The organism is Streptomyces spongiae (assembly GCF_009377185.1).
Lineage (GTDB): Bacteria > Actinomycetota > Actinomycetes > Streptomycetales > Streptomycetaceae > Streptomyces > Streptomyces spongiae.
The window spans coordinates 1-22,288 of sequence record NZ_VJZC01000001.1 but is presented as its reverse complement, the minus strand read 5'-3'; the positions used below and the strand labels follow the sequence as shown (position 1 = coordinate 22,288).

Here is a 22,288-nt window from a genome sequence, read left to right as displayed (position 1 = left end):
CACCAGCCGAAGGCCGGAGTCCGATGAGCGCACTACGCTGGAGCTACATGGACCACTGGCGGGTGAACACGCCCCGCGGTCCCGTCACGCAGTACGCCTCACGGCGCCACATGGACGACTTCGTCAAACAGATCCGCTCGGTCGGGTTCGAGGGTCTGGACATGTTCGACTTCCAGGTCTTCGCCCTTAGCCAGATGTTCGGCTCGGTCGAGAAGTACCAGGAGTACCTGCGGGAGCATGGCATCGACAAGATCGTCAACCTCTTCCGCGGCATCATGTACGACCCACGCGTGGCCGACGCGCATGTCCGCGAGACCCACGACGAGATCGTCGGCAGCACGCGCCGGATGCTGGGGATGTGGGAGGGCCTGGAGATCGAGAGTCTCATCGTCATGCCGGCCAGCCTCTACATCGACACCGCCCCCGTCACCGACGACAAGATCAAGGCGGCGGCCGAGTGCTGGAACCGGGTGGGTGAGATGACGCTCACGGAGTTCGGTGTGCGCTCCACCTGTCACCACGAGTTCTTCTGCGCCATCCGTACCGAGGACGACATCCGCAAGTTCTACGAGTGGACGGACCCGCGCTACGTCAGCTTCTTCTGCGACACCGCCCAGCACTGCATCGCGGGCATCGACCCCGTGGCGCTGTTCGAGGACCTGCATGACCGGTGCTCCGGCTTCCATTTCAAGGACACCCGTCAGGTCGACACGACAGGCGCCTACGACAACCGGCCCGACGCGGAACTCATGGCCCCTCAGACCGCGCAGTGGTTCCACGAGATGGGCACCGAGGGCGGTCTGGTCGACTTCCCGCGGCTGATGCGCGCGCTCAAGCGGCATGAGTTCAGCGGCTGGATCACCGTCGAACACGACAAGGTCAACATCGGCGGCGACTACGCGGAGAGCACCGCGCTGGCCATGTGGTACGCCCAGAACGTCCTCTCGGAGATCTACTCATGACGGAGACCTCGGCCCCGGCCCTGCGCCGCGGTTACGCGATCAACCAGTGGAAGCCGAACTTCGACGACTTCACCCGGCGTGAACAGCACGAACGGGCGCTGAAGGTCATCGCCGCGTGCGGGTTCACCGCCGTGGAACTCCGCGCCGGTACGGGGCGGTGGAACCCGCTCGGCCGACCTGCCTCGATCGTGGCGAACTACGGTTCCACCGAGGCCTTCGTCGACCTCGCCCGCGGGATCGGCATCGAGGCGGTCAGCAGTTGGTACTTCGACCCCGGCGAGCCGATCGACGAGGAGCTCACGCACGGCCGGTCGGTACTGGAGCAGACCGACCATGCCGCGATCATCGAGTCGGTCAAGCCGTTCGCCGACTTTCTCGCCGCGAGCGGTGGTTCCCGTCTCGTGGTCCGCGCGCTGCCTTCCGCCTGGAGCACGGGGCCTCTCTCCGAGGACACCATCGCCGTCGCGGGCGCCGCGTGGAACCGGATCGGGGCGTGCGCCGCGGAGTTCGGCGTCACGGTGTCGCTGCACGTCGACTGCCTGAGCGCCGCCGCGGACGACGAGACGTTGGACCGTCTGCTGGCCGCCACCGATCCGGGACTGGTGGGCCTGACCATCGACACCGCCGAGCTCACCCTGGCGGGACTCGATCCGGTCGCCGTCCTGGACCGGCATGCCGACCGGGTCGACCACGTCCATCTCAAGGACACCCGTTACCGCGACGAGGCCGGAGAACGGTTCGGCCCCCACGCGGAGGCGGCGATGCTCCAGGCCGGTGGCTCCCGCGAGATCGACCGCTGGTTCTACGAGTGCGGCACCAAGGGCGGTCTGGTCGACTTCCCGGCGTTCGTCGGCCGCCTCCGTGACCACGGCTACACCGGCTGGCTGATCTTCGAAAGCGAGCAGAGCCCGAACCCCGCGGGCAGCGTCATGCTCAACGGCTGGTACGCCGAGCGGGTCCTCGGCTGCTGACCCTCCCGGTTCACGCCCCTTCCCCTCTCCACTCCCCCGCACGCCCCGTACAACGGTGAAGGACAATGAACAATGGATCTGTCCGTCAATGTGGAACTGCTGTTCAAGGAAGCCGGCGACGACCACGGTGACCGCATCCGCGCAGCCGCGGACGCCGGCATCGGGCTCGTCGAGATCTGGTCGCACAGCGACAAGGACCTGGACGGCATCGAGAAGGCACTGAACGACACCAGCTCCCGCGTGTGGTCCATGCTGATCGAAGGACGAGCCGCGCTGGCGGACGCCTCGACCCACGAGGGCTTTCTGGAGCAGGTGCGCAGGGCGTCCGAGACCGCCCGGCGTCTGGGCTGCGAGCGGATCGTCACCGGCTCGGGCATCGGTTTTCCCTACGCCAAGCGGCAGAAGCAGCACGGCATCGTCGTCGAAGCGCTGAAAGCGGGCGCGGACATCGCCGCCGAGCACGGGGTGGTGATCGTCCTGGAGAACCTGAACACCCGCGTCGACCACCCCGGCACCCTCTTCGACACCACCGCGGAATGCCTCCAGGCCATCCGCACGGTCGGCTCGCCTGGTCTGGCGCTCCTCTTCGACCTGTACCACTCCCTGCAGATGGGAGAGGTAGCGGAGGAGGAACTCGCGGCCTCCATCGACCTGGTGTCACACGTGCAGATCGCGGACCTGCCCGACCGCACCGAGCCCGGCACCGGGAGCGTCGACTGGACCGACCGGCTGAGGGCGCTGCGCGGGCTCGGATACACCGGACCGATCGGGATGGAGTACGTCCCCACCTCGGAGAGCCTGCGTTCCCTCGCCCACATCAGGGACGTGGCCGCGGCTCTCTGACAGACGCCGCCCCCCCACGGGAGCGGGCACATCGCGCACACGGAGCTGGGCGCCCGGGAGGGCGTCCCGCTCCGTTGTCGTGTATTCCCCGCCCCCACGGCCTGCTTGCCTCCGAAGGGGAACACGCGGACGGCCCGGCCCTGTTGGACAGGACCGGGCCGAATCGACGAAACAGGCGGGACCGTGCTCAGGCGCCGCTGGAGAACGCGGCGTCGAAGGCGGCGGCCGGCGGCTCGAAGGCCAGCCTGCGCACGAACTCCAGCGCCTCCGGGGCGCCCACCAGCCGGTCCATCCCGGCGTCTTCCCACTCCACCGACAACGGCCCGTCGTAGCCGATGGTGTTGAGCATGCGGAAGGACGCCTCCCACGGAACATCGCCGTGGCCGGTGGAGACGAAGTCCCACCCGCGCCGAGGATCCGCCCAGGGCAGGTGCGAACCCATGCGTCCGTTGCGCCCGTTGCCGACCTGGCGCTTGGCGTCCTTGCAGTCGACGTGGTAGATGCGGTCCCGGAAGTCCCACAGGAAGCCCACCGGGTCGAGGTCCTGCCACACGAAGTGGCTCGGGTCCCAGTTCAGCCCGAAGGCCTCCCGGTGACCGATGGCTTCCAGCGTGCGTACGGTCGTCCAGTAGTCGTACGCGATCTCCGAGGGGTGCACCTCGTGGGCGAAGCGCACGCCGACCTCGTCAAAGACGTCGAGGATCGGGTTCCACCGGGCGGCGAAGTCTGCGTAACCGTCCTCGATCATGGACTCGGGCACCGGCGGGAACATCGCCACCGTCTTCCAGATCCTGGAGCCGGTGAAGCCCACGACGGTGCGCACACCCAGCCTCGCCGCCGCGCGAGCCGTCAGTTTCATCTCCTCGGCGGCCCGCCGTCGGACGCCTTCCGGTTCGCCGTCGCCCCAGACGCGGGCGTTGACCATGCCGTGATGCCGCTCGTCGATCGGATCGTCGCAGACCGCCTGGCCGTTGAGGTGGTTCGAGATGGCCCACACGGACAGTCCGTGGCGCTCCAGCAGCGCCTTGCGCTCCTCGATGTACGAGTCGTCCTCCGCGGCGCGGAGCACGTCGAGGTGGTCGCCCCAGCAGGCGATCTCAAGACCGTCGTATCCCCAGCCGGAGGCCAGGGCGCAGACCTCCTCGAAGGGAAGGTCCGCCCATTGGCCGGTGAACAGGGTGATGGGTCGGGGCATGGTGGCGTCCTTGTCGCGGTCGGGCTCGGTGGTCACCGAACTGGGTTTTGGTTGGGGGCGGTTCGGGCGCTGGTCCAGGGCAGTCGTGGTGCGCTCCCAGGGCCGACAGCCGTCCCATGGCGAAGAGCGAGACCTGTCAGCGCGGAATCCGGGTCCAGTCGCCGCCTGCCGCTGCGCTGCGTTCCACGGCGTCGAGGACACGCTGGACCTGCAGTCCGTCGGCGAACGAGGGCACAGGATCCTCGCCGGCCGCGATGGCCTCGACCAGGTCGACGACCTGGTGGGTGAATCCGTGCTCGTAGCCGAGACCGTGCCCCGCGGGCCACCACGCCGAGACGTAGGGGTGCTCCGGCTCGGTCACCAGGATGCGGCGGAACCCGGCGGTCGCGGCGGGCTCGGAGCCGTCGAAGAACTGCAGGACGTTCATGTCCTCGAAGTCGAAGGCGAGGCTGCCCAGCGAACCGTTGATCTCGATGCGGATGGCGTTCTTGCGGCCGAGGGCGAAACGGGTCGCCTCGAAGGTGGCGAGCGCACCGCCGTCGAGCCGGCCGACGAAGACGGTGGCGTCGTCGACGGTGACCTCACCGGTCCCGTCGCCGCCGGTGCCGGTGCCGGTGAGCGACCCTCCGGTGGCGGACGCGGACGCCGCGGCGGGCAGAGGGCGCTCCCGGACGAATGTCTCCAGCAGGGCGCTCACCCCGGTCAGCTCCTGCCCCGTGATGTATCGCGTCAGGTCGACGATGTGGGCCCCGATGTCACCGAGCGCGCCCGACCCGGCCCTGTCCTTCTCCAGGCGCCAGGACATGGGTACGTCGGGATCGGCCAGCCAGTCCTGGAGGTACTGGGCGCGGACGTGACGGATCCGGCCGATCCGGCCCTCGGCGACCATGCGGTGGGCGAGCACCACGGCCGGCACACGCCGGTAGGTGAAGCCGACCATCGAGCGGATGCCCCGCGCCGCGGCGCGGGCCGCCGCCTCGGCCATCGCCTCCGCCTCGGCGACCGAGTTCGCCAACGGCTTCTCGCACAGCACGTGCTTGCCCGCGTCCAGCGCCGCGACGGCGATCTCGGCGTGGGTGTCCCCCGGCGTGCAGATATCGACCAGGTCGATGTCGTCACGCTCGATCATCCGCCGCCAGTCGGTCTCCGCGGCCGCCCAGCCGAGTTGTCGCGCGGCCTGGGCGGCACGGTCCGCGTCGCGGCCCACCAGGACCGCCCTCTCGGGCCGCAGCGGCAGGTCGAAGAAGTGGGGAGCGGTACGCCACGCGTGGGAGTGGACGTTGCCCATGAAGGCATGTCCGACCAGGCCGATCGCGAGCGTGGAGGCCACCCCGGCGCGCCGCGGGCTCCCCGTGGTGCCGGCCTTCTCGTCACCGTTGTCGCGGGCGTCGTTGCTGCTCGACATCAGGGGGTCTCCTCAGCGGCGGTCGTGCGGGCGATGTGACGGGCTCCGGCGACGGCCAGTGCCACGGAGGTGAGCGTCGGGTTGCAGGCGGTCGCTGTGGGGATGACGCCGTTGCCGGCGACATACAGGCCGTCGACACCCCACACCCTGCTGTCCGGGTCGCAGACGGTGGTGCCGTCGTCGTGCGTTCCCATGCGGACGGTGCCCTGGTAGTGGAGCGACGCGCCCGGTTCCAGGGTCCGCGGCTCGTTGTCGAGCGGTTCGCCCAGGGCTTCGGCGGCGCGGCGGACGGCTTCGCGGGCCGCCTCCAGCGAGGCGTGGTCCCGGTCGGTGAGGCGGTAGCGGATCCGTGGGGCGGGCATCCCGTACGCGTCACGACCCCGCTCGTCGAACTCCACACGGTCGGTCTCCTGCAACTCCTTGGCGCAGAACCAGCCCAGCCCGACGATGGAACCCGGCGCCGGCCGTTCGGCGCCGGGGAGCGGCACCGGGGAGGTGTCCAACTGCATCACCTGGCCGTGGAAGGGCTCCTTGTCGGTGAAAGGGACCCAGTTGACTCCGCTGTAGGGGACGATGCCGGGTTCGTCGTGGTCCGCCGGGACTGCCGTTTCGGGTGAGGAGGGCGTGTCGCGCAGCCGTACGGCGAAAATGACCTGCGGCTGGTCGTTGAGGTACCTGCCCAGGGCGGCCGGGCGCACCCCGGACGCCCACAGCAGCTGCGGAGTGCGCAGGCTGTCCGCGGCGACGACGACACGGGCGGCCCTTATCTCGTGCTCGGTGCCGTCGCACAGGTCCCGGACCCGCAGGCCCCGCACGCGTCCGTCATCGACCAGGACCTTCACGGCCAGTGCCTCGGGGTACAGGGTGTGGCGCGGGTTGGCACGTGAGGCGTCGCCGTACACGGTGTCCGAGCCGGACCAGGTGACCAGGCCGTCCGGGTGCTTGCGCACCGCGAGTGGCATGGATGCCACCTGCCGGTCCTGGGCCCGGCCGGAGTCGAAGGCGGCACCGAGGCGCTTGCGTACCTCGTCGGCCAGGGGCGCGTCGTCGAAGGCGTGGGCGGAGACGCCGAGCAGGCGTTCCGCCTCGGCCAGCAGTTCGTCGAGAGCCGGGAGGAAGGGGACTCTTTCGCTGCCGCCGGGGCGGGGGCATGCGGCGGTCCAGTGGGCTCCCATGCCGCCGACGTTGCTCGACATCGCCGCCAGGGGCAGGCCGTCCTCGTCCTGCTGCCGGTAACCCGAGGGCAGCAGGAAGGTGCCCGGCCGGGCGAGCCTCGCGTCCGGTTCCCGATCGCCGGCAGGGGAAGCGGCGTGAGCGAGGGCCGGTCCCTCGGAACGGTGTTGGCAGCTCTCGCGCTCGGCAGGATCGGTGATGTTCCGGACGTGCGAACCCGGCGGATCGGCGAGCAGCGGTCCGGCCTCGAAGGTCGCGATCGACAGATCGGGACGCTGCTCGCTGAGGATCCGGACGTAGGCAGCACCGCAGGGGCCGCTGCCGACGACAGCCACGTCGACGTGCTGGGGAAAGGTCCTCGTCATCTCGCTGGTGGTGTCCTGTTCTTGTGCGCGGCGCGGAACCGCTGTCGAGACGGTGCAGGGCTGTCCCGAGGGCGTCAGCCCGGTGTCGGTGGTCGAAGGTCAGGGCGTCGGGAGCCGCTGGTCGCGGTCACAGCCGCGACCGGGGAGTCGTCGACGGGGACGCCGGGGTGGTGCGCCTCAGCTCTTGATCCCGCCGGAGAAGCCGCGCATCAGTTGCCGTTGCGCGACGACGAAGAGGATGAGGACGGGCAGCAGTGCGACCAGGATCCCGGCGAAGACCAGGTTCCAGCGGGTCGCCACCGAGCCGACGAACTCGTAGATCGCCAGCGGGAGGGGCACCTTGTCCGTGCCGGACAGAAAGATCAGCGGTGTGAAGAAGTCGTTCCAGACCAGAATTCCGCACAGCGTGGCCACCGTCGCGGTCACCGACCGCAGTTGCGGGAAGATGACACGCCAGAAGGTCCGGAAGGGGGTCGCGCCGTCGATCAGGGCCGCTTCCTCGTAGTCCTTGGGCATGGCGCGGATGAACCCGGTGTAGAGGAACACCGCCATGGGGATCCACAGGCCGCCGTAGAGCAGGATGATTCCCACATAGCTGCCGACCAGGCCAAGTGAGCGCATCATCGAGTACAGCGGGATCAGCCCGAGCTGGGAGGGCACGATGATGCCGACCACGAACAGCAGGTAGAAGACCGCGCTCCAGCGTCCGGGCCGGCGGGCGATGGTGTAGGCGCTCAGTGAGCCCACCACGATCAGCAGGGCGACGCTGCCGCCGGTGATGACCATGCTGTTGAAAAGGGCGCGGCCGAGGTCGGCGCTGCTCCACGCCTCGGCGTAGTTGCCGACGTCGAGGCTGGTGGGCAGGTCGGTCGGGGCGCTGAAGATCTGGCTGTCGGGTTTCAACGACGTGAGCAGCAGCAGGTAGAGGGGGAAGAGCCAGCCCAGTCCGGCGAGGATCAGCAGGATCTCGCGGGCGAGGGTGCGCCGGGTGTAGCGCTGCATGCCGGAGCTCATCGAATCTGCCTCTCGCGGGACCGGAGGACGAGGAGTTGGGTGACCGAGGCGAGGGTGATCACGAGGGTGAGGATCAGAGCCAGCGCGGTGCCGTAGCCGAACCGGCCCAGGCTGAAGGTCTGCTCGTACATGACCGTCGACAGCGTGGCCGTCTTGCCGACCGGACCGCCTCCCGTGAGCGCGACGACCTGGTCGAAGATGCCGAGGGCCATGATGGTGGTCAGGGTGAGCGCGATGGTCGTGGCGGGGGCCAGCAGGGGCAGGGTGATCCGGCGGAACCGGCGCCAGGGGCCCGCGCCGTCGACCGCGGCCGCCTCGGCCAGCTCGGCGGGGATGGACTGCAGACCGGTCAGATAGATGATCATGGACAGACCGGTGAACTGCCAGACGACCACCACGGCCACCGCCCACTGGGCCCAGGTGGGGTCGGCCAGCCAGCTCCGTCCCCAGGAGTCCAGCCCGACGGCACCCAGGAGGTGGTTGAGCGGTCCGTCGACCTGGAAGATGTAACGCCAGATGTAGGCGGTGGCCAGCGGGCTGAGGACGGCGGGCGCGAAGAACACGGCACGTACGAGGTTGCGTGTCTTGATCGCGGAGTCGAGGGCGAGGGCGAGCGACAGGCCGAGGACGTTGGCGGCGATCACGACGGTCACCGCGAGCACGAGGGTGTTGACCAGCGCCTGCCGGGAGTCCTGGCCGTTGATGATCGCCACGAAGTTGTCCAGACCGACGATGTTGTAGACGGAGCTCAGCCCGTTCCAGTCGGTGAACGCGTAGTTGGCCCCGAGGATCGTGGGGACGTATCGCGCGGTCACCAGGAGCAGCAGTCCTGGTACCAGCCAGATCAACGGTGCCGTCGCGCGGCGCCGCGGCCGACCCTGGGGTGGACGTTCGGTCTTGGCGGCCGGTGGCGCTTCGAGGGTTGTGGTCACGGGATCTCCCTGCGGGATCGGGGCCAGGGCGAGAAGAGGTGCCCCCGGGGGGCGACTGGAGCCGGCCAATCGGGTTGCCGGCGGGAGGGGTTCACCCGCCGGCACCAGGGCTCACGAGTTCTGCCAGGCGGCGTCCATCGACTTCAGGACATCCGCGGGGCTCTGCTGACCGGTCAGCAGGCCCTGCACGCCCTTGCCCAGTTCGCTGTAGACCTCGGGGTTGGGCCACGGCAGCTGGATCAGCGGGAAGACGTGCTTCTCGTCGGCGAGGATGCCGGACAGTCCGTCCAGAGCCGGGTCGTCCAGCGTTCCCTTCAGCGGCAGGTTGCCGGTGACCTCGGCGTAGACCTTGTCGCCACCCCCTGTGCTGACGTACTTCAGGAACGTGGTGGCGGCCCCGTTCTTGGCACCCTTGGCCGAGATGGCCAGTGCGTCGGACTGGGAGGAGTAGAGGTTGGTCCCCTCGGCGGTGACGCCAGGCAGCGGGTGTGCCTCCAGCTTCAGGTCCGGCGAGATGCCGCGCAGGGCGCCGAAGGCACCTGTGGGGATGATGAAGGAAAGGGCCTTGCCCTCCACGAGGGCCGGGGCGGCCTGGGGGATGTCGGCCGCCTCGGCGCCCTTCTGGAAGCACCCGGCCTTCTTCATGTCGACGATCGCCTGGGTGGTGCTCTGCCAGCCCTTGCTGTCGGCGAACGAGGTCTTGCCCTCGGTACGCTCGGAGTTGAAGTGCGGCTCGTCGGCGAGCACGTAGTTGGCGGCGAGGGCGGAGGCCATCAGGCCGGCGTTCTCCGTGCTGGCACCGGCCAGGGCGAGCATGGTCTTGCCCTGCTTCTTCGCCGTCTTGCAGGCGGCCAGGAGTTCGTCCATCGTTCTGGGGATCTCGATGCCGCTCTCCTTGAGAGCCGCGCCGTTGTACACCTGGGCGACGACGACCCGGTCGAAGGGGACACCCCACAGACGGCCGTCCTTGTAGAAGAGCTCGCGAGCGTTGTCGTCCACCAGTCCCTTGGTCCAGGACTGCTGGGTCAGGTCGGCGGTGAGTCCGGCATCGGCCAGGTTGAGCAGGGAGGTCAGCCCTCCGCCGCCGGGCGCGGCGTAGAAGACGTCGGGCTGGTTGCCACCGCGGAGCCGGGTGCGCAGGGAGTTGGCGTAGGTGGTACCGATCGGCAGGTACTCCGCCTTCACCTTGATGTCGGGGTGCTTCTTCTCGAAGGAGGAGATGACCTCCGCCAGGGGCTCCGGCTTGTTCCCGCTGGCCTGGGCTATGAGCGTGACGGTGCCGCTGTCGGCGGGCGCGGCCGCGGCGGCCACGGAGGCGGCCTCGTTCTTGGTGCCGCCTCCGCCCCCACAGCCGGACAGCATCAGGGCTCCGGCCGTCGCGAGCGCGAGGGCGATGGTCGGACGGGAAGCTGGTCTCATGGTGCTGCCTTTCGGATGGGCCGGCCCGGCCCCTGTGGGAGGGCGGTGCGGACCGACAAGGAGGCGTGCTCTGCTGTCAGGTGCGGCGGTCGGGCATCGGCCGGGTTCGGCATGGGCCACGGCGGTGTGAAGGAGCGGGTTATCGCGGAACAGCCGCTGTGGGCAGCTGTGTCCGGAGACGAGGCGCCGGCGGTACGACGCCGGGCGCTGTCCGGCGGTGCGTGGGGCGGACACCGAGGGCGTCCGGCCCCGGGCTTGGCGAGAGCGTAGGGTATGCAATGGGATCAGCCATTTTGCATCCTCTGCCGTACCTGACCCGCCCTGGCGTGTGCATCACGTTACGGGCGAGTGTGCGCGCCGTTCCGAACAAATTCAAGATTCTGATTATAAAAATGAGGGCGTGACGTGAGTCACACCCTCAAGTGGGCAAGCACGCTCAGGCCGCGTCGTGCGGCGGGGGTGTCGCCGCAGAGGCGGGATCCACTCGTGCGACGCGGGGCAGAGCCAAGCCGCAGACACCGGCGAGGAGCAGCACTCCCGCGGCGACCTGTAGAGCGAGGCCGAATCCCTGGGCCGTGGCCGCGTCCGCGGACGTGCCCTCTGCGGCCGTGAGGGCGGCCGTACGAGTGGTCGCCAGTGTGACCAGAGCGGCCAAGCCCACCGCGCCGCCGAGTTGCTTGGACGTGTTGAGCAGACCGGAAGCGAGCCCCGCCCGGTCGGGCCCCGCACCCGCGACCGCGGTCAGGGTCAGCGGTAGCCCCGCCATGCCGAGCCCTGCCATGGAGAGGAACAGCGGAGCCGCGACGTGCCCCGCGTAGCCGCCGTCCGGGGGCAGCCCGGACAGCCAGGCCAGCGCCACGGCAGTCAGCAGAGAACCGGTCAGGAACAGCAGGCGCGGGCCCAGGACAGCGATCAGCCGTGACGCGGCCGCCGCGCCGAGCGCGACACCCACGGCACCGGGCAGCATGGCCACACCGGCCCGCAGGGGAGTCATGTCCAGCACGTACTGCAGGTGCAGGGACAGGAAGAACATGGTCGCCGGCATCACACCGCTGGTGAGGAGCGCCAGAGTGTTGGCCGTCATCACCGGGCGGACGCGGAACACCGCCGGGGGGACGAGAGGGTGATTCGCACGCCGTTCCCACAGCAGGAAGCCGGTCAGCAGCAGCGCCGCGGCTCCCAGGAGAAGGAGTGTGTACACCGAGGTCCAGCCGTGACCTTCCGACATCACGATCGCCGCCACCAGGGCGGACGTTCCGAGAGTCACCATGAGCGAGCCGAGCAGGTCCAGCCGCCCTCGCAGCACGCTGCGCGCCGTACCGTGCAGTGCTCCGGCGGCAGCGAGCGACAGCACCGTTCCCAGGGGCACGTTGACGAACAGCACCCAGCGCCATCCGAGGAGCCCCGTGAGCAGGCCGCCGAAGACACCGCCGAGGGCGCCGCCCGCCCCGGCGGCTGCCGTCAGCACGGCCAGTGCCCGGGCCCTGGCACGCGGCCGGGTGAAGGTCGTCGTCAGCACGGTCAGCGTCGTGGGGACGAGCAGCGCTCCGCCCAGCCCCTGGACGAACCGCGCCGCCACCAGGTGCCAGCCCTCCACTGCCAGGCCGCCCGCCAGGCTGGCGGCCGCGAACAGCGTCAGGCCGGCCAGGAACACACGCCTGGTTCCCAGGAGGTCGGCGGCACGCCCGCCGAGCAGCAGGAATCCGGCGAAGGTCAGGGCGTAGCCGTTGACCACCCACTGCAGCCCAGCGGGTGAGAGCCCGAGGCTCTCACGCATCGAGGGCAGTGCGACGTTGACGATCGAGACGTCCAGTACACAGATGAACTGGGCCGCGCACGCGATGAGCAGGATCACCCCGGGGCGTCCGCGGAGCACCGCGTCGGGGGCGTGGTCGTCGGTGTGCTCCACGTGGGCGGTCACAGATCGACCGCCATCCGGTCCGGGAGGTCCGTCGACGACCTGCCCACGAGGATCTCGTGCCGGCCGGGGGCGACGGACCACTGTGCGGAGGCGGTGTCCCACCGGGCAAAGGCCCGCTCCTCCAGAGCCACCGTGACCTCAGCGGTCTTCCCCGGTCCTGTCCTGACACCGGCGAACCCGGCCAGGCGGATGTCGGGCTCGCCCGGCCCCCGCACGTAGACCTGTACGACGTCGCGCCCGGTCCGCGGCCCGGTGTTGGTGACCGGGACCGTGACCTCGAACCGCCGCTCGGGCGCGTTCCCGGTCACCGCCAGGCGGGCGCTGCCGTACTGCCACCGCGTGTAGCCCATGCCGGAGCCGAACGCGAAGCGGGCGGGGAGTCCAGCACGCCACAGGTGCCGGTAGCCGGTCGGTTCGGCCGCCGTGTAGTCCAGGGCCAGGTCGGCGTCCAGACGCTCCCCCCAGGTCGAGCGGTCCTCGTCCCGCCGGGGCACGGTCACGGGCAGCCGCCCGCCCGGTTCGAGGTCGCCCGCAAGGACGGAGGCCAGCGCGCCGCCGAACTCCTGCCCGGGCAGCCAGGCGTAGAGCACCGCGGCGACATCGTCGGCCCAGGGCGTGTCGACCGGCCGGCCCGCGTTGAGGACGACGACAGTGCGGGGATTGACCGCGGCGACCCTGCGGATCAGTTCCTCCTGCTCGGCCGGGAGCGCCGACCCGTCGAGATCGCGGCTCTCGCGAGAGGTCTCCAGGGTGTCTCCGACGACCAGCACGGTCACGTCGGCCGACGACGCGGCCGAGACCGCGCGTTCCAGTGCGTTCTGCGGCTGCGGCGGGAGGCATCCGACGGTCAGCGCCTGCACCCGGGCTCCCGGGGAGTCCATCCGCACGACGACCGTGACGGGAACGCCGGCGGTGAGGTACGCCTCTCCCCCCGTCATCTCGGCGCGGGCGACCTGGCCCATGGTGTCGCCCGGGGCGGGCGCCGCACGGCGTGCGATCTCCTCGCCGTCGATCGTGAGCACCGTCTCCCCCGACCCGCCGGCCGCGAAGACGTGCCGGCCCGTGGTCTCGGGGACGAAGACGGTGGTGAGCCGCAGATAGCCGGCTTCCGCCGTGGCGCCCACCCCGGGTATCGAGCCGAACCAGACGAAGCTGCTGTCGGTCCGCACCTCGCTGTGGACGGGATCGGGGCCGGCGGCCGTCCGGCCGTACTCCAGCAGGACACCCGGTTCGCCGTCCGGCGTGGTGATCCGGTGACCGCCCAGCGGCTCGGGCCGCGTCTGGGGCACACCCGGCTCGTGCACCACGTCGCAGAACGGGCCGAATCGCTCCCGCACCGCCTCCCACGGTGTGGCGGCGCGGCCTGCGGGGCGCACCCGCCCGAAGGTCGCGCCCTGGTAGCAGGGTTTTTGCGCGTTCGGACCGAGCACGGCCAGGCGGCGCATTTCCTGGGGGCGCAGGGGCAGCGCCTCGGCATCGTTGCGCAGCAGCGTGAACGACGCGGCGGCAGCGGCGGCGAGCACCGAGGGGGCGTCGGCCGCGCTCACATGCCCGGCGGGCGCCGTCGGACGGGGGCCGGAGCCGGTCAGGGCGCCGACCCTGCGGGCGAGCCGGAGCAGACGCAGGACGGCGTCGTCCACGTGGCCCTGAGGCACCTCCCCCGCGGCCACCGCATCGGCGAGGCGTTCGCCGAAGTGGATCGCCGGGCCCGGCATTTCCAGGTCGAGACGGGCGAGAGCCGGTGCCAGGGTCTCGCCGAGAGCGAAGTAGTCCGAGACGACCAGGCCGTCCCAGCCCCACTCGTCCTTGAGGATCGCGATCAGGTCGGCATGGGCGGTGCACGGAACGCCGTTGAGGCGGTTGTAGGCGGCCATCACCATCCACGCGCCGGCCCCGAGCACCATTTCGAACGGCCGCAGGTACACCTCGCGCAGTGTCACCTCGTCGACCGTGGCACTCATGCGCTGCCGTTCGGTCTCGGTGTCGTTGCAGACCAGGTGCTTGGGGCAGGACGCGACGCCCTGGCTCTGCAGCCCCGCCACGAACGCGCTGCCGAGCACTCCCGTGAGCAACGGGTCCTCCGAGAGCATCTCGAAGGTGCGGCCCGACAGCCCGGTGCGGGCGAGGTTGAGGTTCGGTGCGTAGACCGCGGCAAAGCCCCGTCGCAGCGCCTCGGACCCCTGGGCCAGCGCCACCGAGTGGACGATCTCGGGGTCCCAGGTCGCGCCGAGCGCGGTACCGCACGGCAGCAGCAGCGAGGTCTCGCGCTCGTCGAAGGTGGGAGAGACCAGGCCGAGCGGGCCGTCACCCATGAGCAGCGCGGGCAGCCCGGCCTCCGGGGCGGGCAGCGTGCTCCAGCCGGTCGCACCGGCGGTCAGCGCGGCCCGCTGCCGAGGGTCGAGCCGGGTCAGCAGACCGGGCAGGTCCTCGCCGGCTCCGTTCGGAGGGCTGTGGACGGAATCGGCCTGAAGCCCGCCCGGCTCCTCGATGTGCGCCGCGGTCACCGCGTCCGGGGCCGCCTCCCGGGGGTGGCTGTTCCGGCTCACCGGGACCGGAACCTCGGCATGACCTCGGTGGCGAAGAGCTCCAGCGAGCGCTTGCCCCATTCCGTACGCTCCGGGGTCAGCGTTCCGCCGAGGAAGGCACCCAGGACGTTGCCGATCCCCACGTCGGCGACTTCGCGCAGGTGCTCCGTGACCGTCTCCGGGCTGCCCCACAGGCACCAGGTGCGCTGCCAGCCGGGGTTGCGGGCGTCGTGCACGGGGCCGAGTTCGACACCGCTGAGCCGCTCGGCGGCCTTGTTGGCGGTGTGCTCCCGTTCGACGGCCGTCTGGTACAGGTCGATGATCTGCTGGAACTCCTCCTCCGCCTGCTCGTCGGTCGGTGCGACGTGGATGTGCTGGTAGGTGTGCGTGGTCCAGCTCAGCGCGTGGTCCACCAGTTCCTGCGGATGGCCGGCTGCTTCCAGCGCCTCCCGGTAGGCGGCGAAGTACGTGCGGAGGTGCCTGAGCGGGGCGCCGTCGTCGAGCACGGGCGGAGTGAAGGCGGGGATGAAGGCGGGCTGCGCGAGGCTTGCGGCGCGCTGGGTGCTGGAGGGGCGCAGCGCCACCGACATGAGCTGCGGGCCCTGCGGGGAGTACGCGGCGGGCACGATGCGCGAGACGACGGAACCCCTGTAGTGCCCGTTGTCGAAGACGACCGGTTCGTCGTCTGTCTTCTTGTCCCACAGCCGCTGCACGATCTCGAGGTTCGAGACCGAGAGCTGCGGTGTGTCCTTGTAGTTGATCCCCAGCCCGATCATCTCCTCGGGCGTGGTGCCACTGCCGATTCCGACGAGGATCTTGCCGTCGGTGAGCTGGTCGAGCAGGTTCAGGCGCTCGGCGAAGCGGACGGGGTGGTGCAGCGGAATGGTCTGCACCGAGAAGCCGAAGTGCAGCCGAGGCAGCCGGGCCGCGAGGTGAGCTGCGAACATCATCGGGTCGCTGGCCGGCGGGGCGTACCCGGTGAAGTGGTGGTCCGGCAGAAACACCGCGTCGAATCCGAGCCGCTCGGCATCGACGGCGTGCTGGACCAACGCGTTCATCACGGCCCGGTCCTCGTGCGGACCTGCCGACCGGGTGGTGAGAAAGGCGGAAAACCGCACGGGGACCTCCTGGCCGCCCCGGTGAGCCGGGGACGCGGCGGTTGTCGGGACAGGGCTTCGGATCTGTTGATGCGGTCGCGAGGAGCCGGAGTGGCCTGACACCCCCGGGCCCGGCGGCATGGGTCGGCAGACGCCACGCCGGCCTGACATGCGGCAGAAGCGTTGTGCGGAGCCGGACCGCCTGGCCCCATCGGGCCACGGGCCCAATGCGCCAGCCCCTCACGGACACCCTACATCAAATTTAGAATCTTGATTCTGTTGTAGGTTAGGTGTCACCCGCCTCGCCGTCAACGGCGCCTGTCGACCCCGGTCCGTGACCGGGCGGTCGCGGACCTCGGTCTTCCTCCGGTCACACGTCGGTGGCGATCACGGCCCCGCCGGGGAGCCTCTTGGCGGCGCCCACGACCACGGTGGTGGACGTGCTGCCGATGTCTCCCGGGCCGAGTACGTCACCGGGGCGCATCACGGTGCCACGCGAGGCGTTTCGTCGGCGATGACGACGTACGGGCCAAGGGTGGCGGCGGTGCCTTACCCTTGCAGGGCACGAGGCGAACCCGCATCTCGCCGACCTGCTCGGGAGTGAGGTTGCGGCCCTCAGCAGCCGATGACCGCAGCGACTTCGCGTTCGAAGTCGAGGACGTGTGCCCCCTGGGGCACGGGGACATCGTCGTACGGGCCGATGACCTCGCAAGGGTGACGTGACGAAGTCCCGGCTGGTCGGTGGCTCCAGTGGTGGCAGCAGGCGTACCTGCGACGGAGAGAGCCTCGCCGGGGTTGTCGAGGGCGGCGCCGGCTTCGAGCAGCGCCGGGGAGGCCGTCGCGGAGACGGATCAGCTCGTGCGGCTCCAGGCTCCGGCGGAGTTCGAAGCGAGCCCCGAGGCCCGGGGACGCGGCAGAGGAGTCAGGGCAGTTCGACAGGGCACCGCGCCCCGGAGACCGGGGTGATCAGACCGGCGCAGCGACGAAGCAGCCGCGGTCGACGTCGTTGAAGGACTCCTTGACCTCCAGTTCGGGGTGTTGTCTCCCGCCATATGCCGACCCGGGCCCCAGATCTCGCGGTGCCCGGCCCGCACACACGGCCGGAGCCATGCAGGTACTCGTGGATGCCGCGCATCTCGAAGGAGACGTGGTGCAGGGACGTGTGCGGGCCCCGCGCGACGGCCATGGAGGGGTGCCGGCCGGAGATCCGGGGGAGAGACTCGACGCGCTCCGGCAGTTGACCGAACAGGGCCACGGCGTCTTTGACACACCCAGCCGTCATGACGTGTGCGACGAGGGCGCACCGGTTGGCCGGGATGGCCCGAGCCAGGATCGCGACGGCCCCCTCCGGGCGTCCGGCGTCCGAAAGGAGCTCCGCGAGGTTCTGCGCCTCGAACCAACTGTCCGATTCAGGGCGCGCCTGGGCCTCCTCGATCGCCTGCTCCAGGCGACCGCAGGAGACCAGGAGCTTGGTCCGCAGTCGGAAGAAGGTGTACTCCTCAGAACCAGATCGGGCCTTGCGGTCATCGAGGCACGCCAAGCCGTCCTCGGCACGGTCCTGGTCGGCATACCTCAGCGGGCGCGTCGGCACCGGGCCGACGCGGGAGTGGTGGCGGACCTGCGCGCCGGACGCGTTGTATCGGCGGGTGTGTGGCGCCGTCGGGGACGGGCCGGCCCCGACGGCCGCGAAGTGCCGTCGGGACCGGCCCGGTTCTGGTGCCCGTCAGGGGCGGGGGATCAGCCCGCGCCGGTCGGGTCGAAGGGGATGCCGTCCGGCTTGGCGTTCTTGAGTTCCTCCACGAAGCGGCCGTCCTTCAGTGGGAAGTTGGCCTTGCCCCAGGTGGCGTTCTGCATCTTGCTCTGGAGGTTCACGCCGTTGTTGCCGGCCGGGAAGCTGTTCCAGCTGACCAGGCCGGGGTGGTCCCAGCCGCCGTCGCTCCACGCCTCCGGGACCTCACCGGACTTGGCGAAGCGGAAGCTGTGGGTCGAACCGCCCTCCTTGTGGTAGACGACCTTGAGGCGGACGCCGTCCTTCTGGACCGAGGAGAACGACGCCTTCGTGTACTTGCCGTGGGCGGATACGGCCACGTGCTGGGGCGTGCTCGCGCCCTGCGGTATCCATACCACCGCGGCCTCCCAGTCGTGGCGGTGCGAGGTGGGGGTGCAGTTGGCGCAGCTCATGTCCTTCTCGAAGTACAGGGTGTAGACGATCCCGCACCAGCCGTTGTTGCACTTCACCCGCGAGTAGGTGTTGGCCTTGCCGAGGTGGCCCGAGCGGCACTGGCCGGTGACCGAGCCGCTGTCGTCGAGGCCGCCGTTGAGGGTGCCGTTCTTGTCGATGGCCGCCACGGGGAAGCAGCTGTCCGTGTCGTAGTCGAACAGGGGCTGGAACGTCTTCTGGAACGACGTGGTGCTCACGGGCAGCGGCGACAGCACGGCGGCGTGCGCGCTGCCCGTGAAGCCTATGGCAAGGACGCAGGCGCTGCCCGCGACGAGCGCGGCCCTGCCGAGGCGACCGGGACGGGACTTCACTGACTTCTTCGCGACTTGGGGCATCAACGGTTCTCCACTTGCTTCCGCGTGGGGGGTGCCGGTAATTCGGCCTGGCGGGACAGAGGCTGGCAAGTGGCGAATTGATCGGCACCTGTTTCCGTCAGGGCAATCAACTCGGGTGCGGTGGGCTCGGGTTGCTCGGGTTGTTCGGCGGCGTGTACGGCCGTTGTCATCAACGCCACACTTCGTGCGGTCAGGGTTACGCGTGTTGACCGCGATACGTATGTTGATCGCCGCCTGAAGCGTTCATTGAGCCGTTGAGTCGCCAAATGGCAGCAGCATCCGATGTGTTGGGAGAAGGTGAGTCTGTGGGGCGTCCCGAAAGACCCCTGGATCCGGCGGCCGGTCCCGTGCAGCGCCTCGCCCATGAGCTGCGCGAGCTGCGCCGGGCCGCCGGCAGCCCCTCCTACCGGGCGATGGCCGAGGGCGCCGACTTCTCGGCGACGACCCTCTCCCAGGCCGCGGCCGGCGAACGGCTCCCCTCGCTCGCCGTCGTCCGGGGGTACGTACGGGCCTGCGGGGGCGACCCCGAGGAGTGGGAGCCGCGCTGGAAGGAAGCTGAGGCGGCGGCCACCGAGGCCGCCGTGGACGACGGCGGGGACGGTCTGGTCCCGTACCGGGGCCTCGCCCGATTCGAACTGGACGACCACGCGCTGTTCTTCGGCCGCGACCGACTCGTGGAGGAGCTCTGCGAGCTGGTCTGCGCACACCGCTTCGCGGCCGTGTTCGGCGCCTCCGGCAGCGGCAAGTCCTCGCTGCTGCGCGCCGGGTTCCTCCCCCGGGTCCGCGAGAGCATCGCGCGGCGGGGGTGTGACGCGGTGCTGCGGGTGTTCACCCCGGGCGCTCGGCCGGCCGAGACGTACGGGCATCTGCTGGTCACCGCCGAGGGCGAGCCGGAGAGCTGGGTGGTGGTCGACCAGTTCGAGGAGGTGTTCACCCTCTGCCGGGACGAGGCGGAACGGGCCCGTTTCCTCGACCTGTTGCTCACCGCCCGCGACCCCGGCTCTCGGCTGCGCGTCCTCATCGCCGTACGCGCCGACTTCTACGCCCGCTGCGCCGAACACCCTGACCTCGCGGCCGCGCTGCGCCACGCCGGGCTGCCGGTCGGCCCGATGACCGCGGACGAGCTGCGCGAGGCGGTGGTACGGCCCGCGCAGGCGGCCGGGCTCCTGGTCGAGCGGTCGCTCGCCGCGACCGTCGTCGAGGAGATCCTCGGCCGGCCCGGCGCGCTGCCCATGCTGTCGCACGCCCTGCTGGAGACCTGGCGGCGCCGTAAGGGCCGCATGCTGACCACAGCCGCATACGAGGCGGCCGGCGGGCTCAACGGCGCGATCGCGGCCAGCGCCGAGGAGGTGTACGGACAGCTGTCCGCGCCCCAGGCCACGGCCGCCCGGCAGCTCCTGCTGCGGCTGGTCGAGCCGGGCCGGGGCACCGCCGACACCGGGCGCCCGCTCACCCGGGACGAACTCGAGGAGTGCGGCCACCCCGATCTGCGTCTCGTCGTCGAACGGCTCGCCCGCGCCCGGCTGCTGACCGTCGACGAGGGGGGCGTACGCCTCGCCCACGAGTCCCTGATCGACGGCTGGCCCCGGCTGCACGGCTGGATCGACCAGGACCGCGAACGGCTGCGCCACCACCGGCAGCTCACCGAGGCCGCCCGCGCATGGCTGGAGCACGACCGCGACCCCGGCGCCCTCTACCGGGGTGCCCGCCTGGCGCGCACGGAGGAGCTGTTCCCCGGCTGCGGCACCGACACCGCGCTCACCGAGGGCGAACGTGCCTTCCTCACCGCCGCGTTCGGCGCCCGCGAGGCGGAACGCCGGGCCGCAGTCCGCTCCACGCGACGTTCCCGGTTCCTGATCGGCGCGCTCTCGACGGTCCTCGCCATGGCGTGCGTCGCCGGCCTCGCCGCCTGGCAGCAGCACGACGACAACCGCCGGCAACAGACGCAGAACACCGCCCGCCGCATCGCCGCCGTCGCCGACGGCCTGCGCACCACCGATCCCCGCGCCGCCCTCCTCCTCGGCGTCGCCGCCTGGCGCATGGCCCCGCTCCCGGAAACCCGCCGGGCCCTCCTCGGCTCCCTCGCCCAGCCCGAGTCCGACTCCTTCAGCGACCCCGCCTCCGGCTACCGCTCCCAGCGCTTCCTCGCCGACTCCGGCCGCACCCTCCTCAGCGTCGACGACCGCACCTGGCAGACCTGGAACCTCGGCACCCGCCGCGCCACCGCCTCCGGCCGCCTCCCCGAGGGCGAGGTACTGGCCGCCGGCCCGGACGCCCGGATCCTGGCGATCTCGGGGACCGACGGGGACGGCGTACGCCTGTGGAACACACGGGCCGGCCGGTGGACCGGGGGCCCGTCGCTCCCGCCGGGCGGCGAGGGGATCACCTTCGGGGCGAGCGGACGGAGTTACGTCGTGGGGGGCGTCGGCACGGACACCGGCTCCGGCGCCGACCACGTACAACTGCGGTCCGTCGCGGACGGCGCGGTGCTGTTCGAGGCGCGGGGGACCACCCCCGCGAACGTGGCGCCCAGCGACGACGACCGACTGGTGGCGGTGTGCCCCGCCGGGAAGACGCCGCAGGTGCTGGAGGTCGACGACCGACGCGTGGTGCACGGCACATGGGAGCGGGCCCACGGCGCGTGTGACGACGACTCGGCGGTCGTCTTCGGGGCCGACGGCCGGTTCGGCGTCGTCGGCGAGCACGGCGTGCGGGTGTGGGACGTCCGCTCCGGCGCCCCGGTCGCGGAGATCCGGGACCCCGAGGTGCGATACGCGTCGTTCAGCCGCGACTGCGCGTTCCTGGCGACGGCCGGTTCCGCCGGCGAGGTCAGGGTGTGGCGTCTGTCGGCCCCGGCCGCGCCCGTGTTGCGCCACCCCGTGAACAACCAGCACCTGCGCGGCGGCCTCGCCTGGGACCCCGGTCCGCCCGTCCTCCGCTACCTGGAAGGCGGCACGGCCCACACTCTCGACCTGACGACGACCGTCACCGCCGCCTGGCGCGACCACCCCATGGACGGGGTGCTCCTCAGTCCCGACGGCCGAGTCTTCGCCACCGCCGAACGCGCCGCCCCCGGCTTCGGCTTCGAACTCCGCGCCACCGAGAACGGCCGCCTGCTGCGCACCCTGCCACCCCCGCCGCCTCCCCAGCCGGTCCCAGCCGCCGCCTCCGAGGGCCGCGATGCCCCCGACGCCGGCAACACCCACAGCAAGGCGCCGGCCGCGCCGCTCGCCCCCGGTAACACCGTCCCGCAGATGGCGTTCAGCCCCGATGGCAGCAAGATCGTCTACGGCATCACCGCGCTCGGCGCCCGGGCCGCGCCCCAGCGGTTCACCGTCTGGGACCTGGTACGCGACCGCGAACAGAGCACGCTCGACCTGGCGCGCACCCAGTCCGGCACGGCGGTGACCGCCCTGGGTCTGAGCCCCGACGGCCGTACCCTCTTCACCACCCGCACCTCGGCCACCGGCGAACCGAGCAACGAGCAGTGGGACACCGTGAGTCGCCGCCGCCTGGGCGCCCTCACCGCCCCCGGCCTCGCCAGCGCACTGGTGACCCTCAGCCCTCGCGACGAACTGGTCGTCGGGGACAACCGGGTCGGCCGCAAGGGTGCCAGGCGGACCGTCGCGCTCGACCTCGTCCAGGGCGACCACATCACCGCGCTGACGTTCAGCCCCGACGGCGGTTTTGTGGCCGCGGGCGACCGTACCGGCCGGGTCGCCCTGTGGGACGGCGACCTGCGCCGCCGCGCCGGCATCCTGCGCAACGTCTTCCCGGCCCCCCTCGGCGACACTCCCGAGGCAGTCAGCGCCCTCGCCCTCAGCCCCGACGGCCACACCCTCGCCGTCGGCGGCGACGCCGGCACCATCCAGCTCTGGGACACCACCACCCAACAGCCCCTCGGCGGCCC

Annotated in this window: 14 protein-coding genes and 2 pseudogenes; 4 read left to right on the top strand and 12 right to left on the bottom strand. The window is 71.0% G+C overall.

The features are described 5' to 3' along the window. Nucleotides 1-23: 23 nt before the first annotated feature. The 3 genes from FNH08_RS00080 to FNH08_RS00070 all read left to right on the top strand — a co-directional run bounded on the left by FNH08_RS00080 (nucleotide 24) and on the right by FNH08_RS00070 (nucleotide 2,776). Complete coding sequence (locus FNH08_RS00080; RefSeq protein WP_152769128.1) at nucleotides 24-962, top strand: sugar phosphate isomerase/epimerase family protein; 939 nt, start codon at nucleotides 24-26, stop codon at nucleotides 960-962. After that, nucleotides 959-1,933 carry a sugar phosphate isomerase/epimerase family protein gene (locus FNH08_RS00075; protein ID WP_152769127.1) on the top strand — a complete coding sequence of 325 codons (975 nt, stop codon included), beginning with the start codon at nucleotides 959-961 and terminating at the stop codon, nucleotides 1,931-1,933. Before FNH08_RS00080 ends, FNH08_RS00075 begins: the two co-directional genes overlap by 4 nt. 72 nt (nucleotides 1,934-2,005) lie before the next feature. Next, a complete protein-coding gene (locus FNH08_RS00070) occupies nucleotides 2,006-2,776 on the top strand; it encodes a TIM barrel protein (protein ID WP_152769126.1) in 771 nt (256 codons plus the stop codon). A 187-nt stretch (nucleotides 2,777-2,963) separates the two neighbouring features. Here FNH08_RS00070 and FNH08_RS00065 read toward each other — a convergent pair whose 3' ends face one another. The 12 genes and pseudogenes from FNH08_RS00065 to FNH08_RS00010 all read right to left on the bottom strand — a co-directional run bounded on the left by FNH08_RS00065 (nucleotide 2,964) and on the right by FNH08_RS00010 (nucleotide 18,378). Next, nucleotides 2,964-3,971, bottom strand: a complete 1,008-nt coding sequence (locus FNH08_RS00065; protein ID WP_152769203.1) for a sugar phosphate isomerase/epimerase family protein — start codon at nucleotides 3,969-3,971, stop codon at nucleotides 2,964-2,966. A 136-nt stretch (nucleotides 3,972-4,107) separates the two neighbouring features. Further along, on the bottom strand, nucleotides 4,108-5,376 hold the full coding sequence (locus tag FNH08_RS00060; RefSeq protein WP_152769125.1) for a Gfo/Idh/MocA family protein: 1,269 nt from the start codon (nucleotides 5,374-5,376) through the stop codon (nucleotides 4,108-4,110). Then, a complete protein-coding gene (locus FNH08_RS00055; RefSeq protein WP_152769124.1) occupies nucleotides 5,376-6,914 on the bottom strand; it encodes a GMC oxidoreductase in 1,539 nt (512 codons plus the stop codon). Before FNH08_RS00055 ends, FNH08_RS00060 begins: the two co-directional genes overlap by 1 nt. 177 nt (nucleotides 6,915-7,091) lie before the next feature. After that, nucleotides 7,092-7,916, bottom strand: coding sequence for a carbohydrate ABC transporter permease (locus FNH08_RS00050; protein ID WP_228033758.1), 825 nt, complete (start codon nucleotides 7,914-7,916; stop codon nucleotides 7,092-7,094). A gap of 8 nt (nucleotides 7,917-7,924) precedes the next feature. Then, entirely contained in the window at nucleotides 7,925-8,860 is a 936-nt protein-coding gene (locus tag FNH08_RS00045) for a carbohydrate ABC transporter permease (RefSeq protein ID WP_322723350.1), read from the bottom strand. Nucleotides 8,861-8,971: 111 nt separating this feature from the next. Further along, nucleotides 8,972-10,279 carry an ABC transporter substrate-binding protein gene (locus tag FNH08_RS00040; RefSeq protein WP_152769122.1) on the bottom strand — a complete coding sequence of 436 codons (1,308 nt, stop codon included), beginning with the start codon at nucleotides 10,277-10,279 and terminating at the stop codon, nucleotides 8,972-8,974. Nucleotides 10,280-10,715: 436 nt separating this feature from the next. Further along, nucleotides 10,716-12,200, bottom strand: coding sequence for an MFS transporter (locus FNH08_RS00035; protein WP_322723349.1), 1,485 nt, complete (start codon nucleotides 12,198-12,200; stop codon nucleotides 10,716-10,718). Next, a complete protein-coding gene (locus FNH08_RS00030) occupies nucleotides 12,197-14,746 on the bottom strand; it encodes a glycoside hydrolase family 3 protein (protein ID WP_322723348.1) in 2,550 nt (849 codons plus the stop codon). The genes FNH08_RS00035 and FNH08_RS00030 overlap by 4 nt, the downstream gene beginning before the upstream one ends. Then, the gene (locus FNH08_RS00025) at nucleotides 14,743-15,843 is read right to left on the bottom strand and encodes an LLM class flavin-dependent oxidoreductase (protein WP_322723347.1); all 1,101 of its coding nucleotides are present in this window, start codon (nucleotides 15,841-15,843) and stop codon (nucleotides 14,743-14,745) included. The genes FNH08_RS00030 and FNH08_RS00025 overlap by 4 nt, the downstream gene beginning before the upstream one ends. A 421-nt stretch (nucleotides 15,844-16,264) precedes the next feature. Beyond that, nucleotides 16,265-16,652, bottom strand: a pseudogene (locus FNH08_RS00020) (fumarylacetoacetate hydrolase family protein); the annotation flags it as partial. A gap of 136 nt (nucleotides 16,653-16,788) precedes the next feature. Continuing rightward, a pseudogene (locus tag FNH08_RS00015) lies at nucleotides 16,789-17,032 on the bottom strand (VOC family protein); the annotation flags it as partial. A 527-nt stretch (nucleotides 17,033-17,559) separates the two neighbouring features. After that, entirely contained in the window at nucleotides 17,560-18,378 is an 819-nt protein-coding gene (locus tag FNH08_RS00010; protein WP_152769120.1) for an NPP1 family protein, read from the bottom strand. Between the two features lie 305 nt (nucleotides 18,379-18,683). Between FNH08_RS00010 and FNH08_RS00005 the strand changes: the two genes are divergently transcribed. Next, nucleotides 18,684-22,288 (top strand): nSTAND1 domain-containing NTPase (locus tag FNH08_RS00005; protein WP_322723345.1); only part of this gene is annotated, 3,605 nt, incomplete at its 3' end.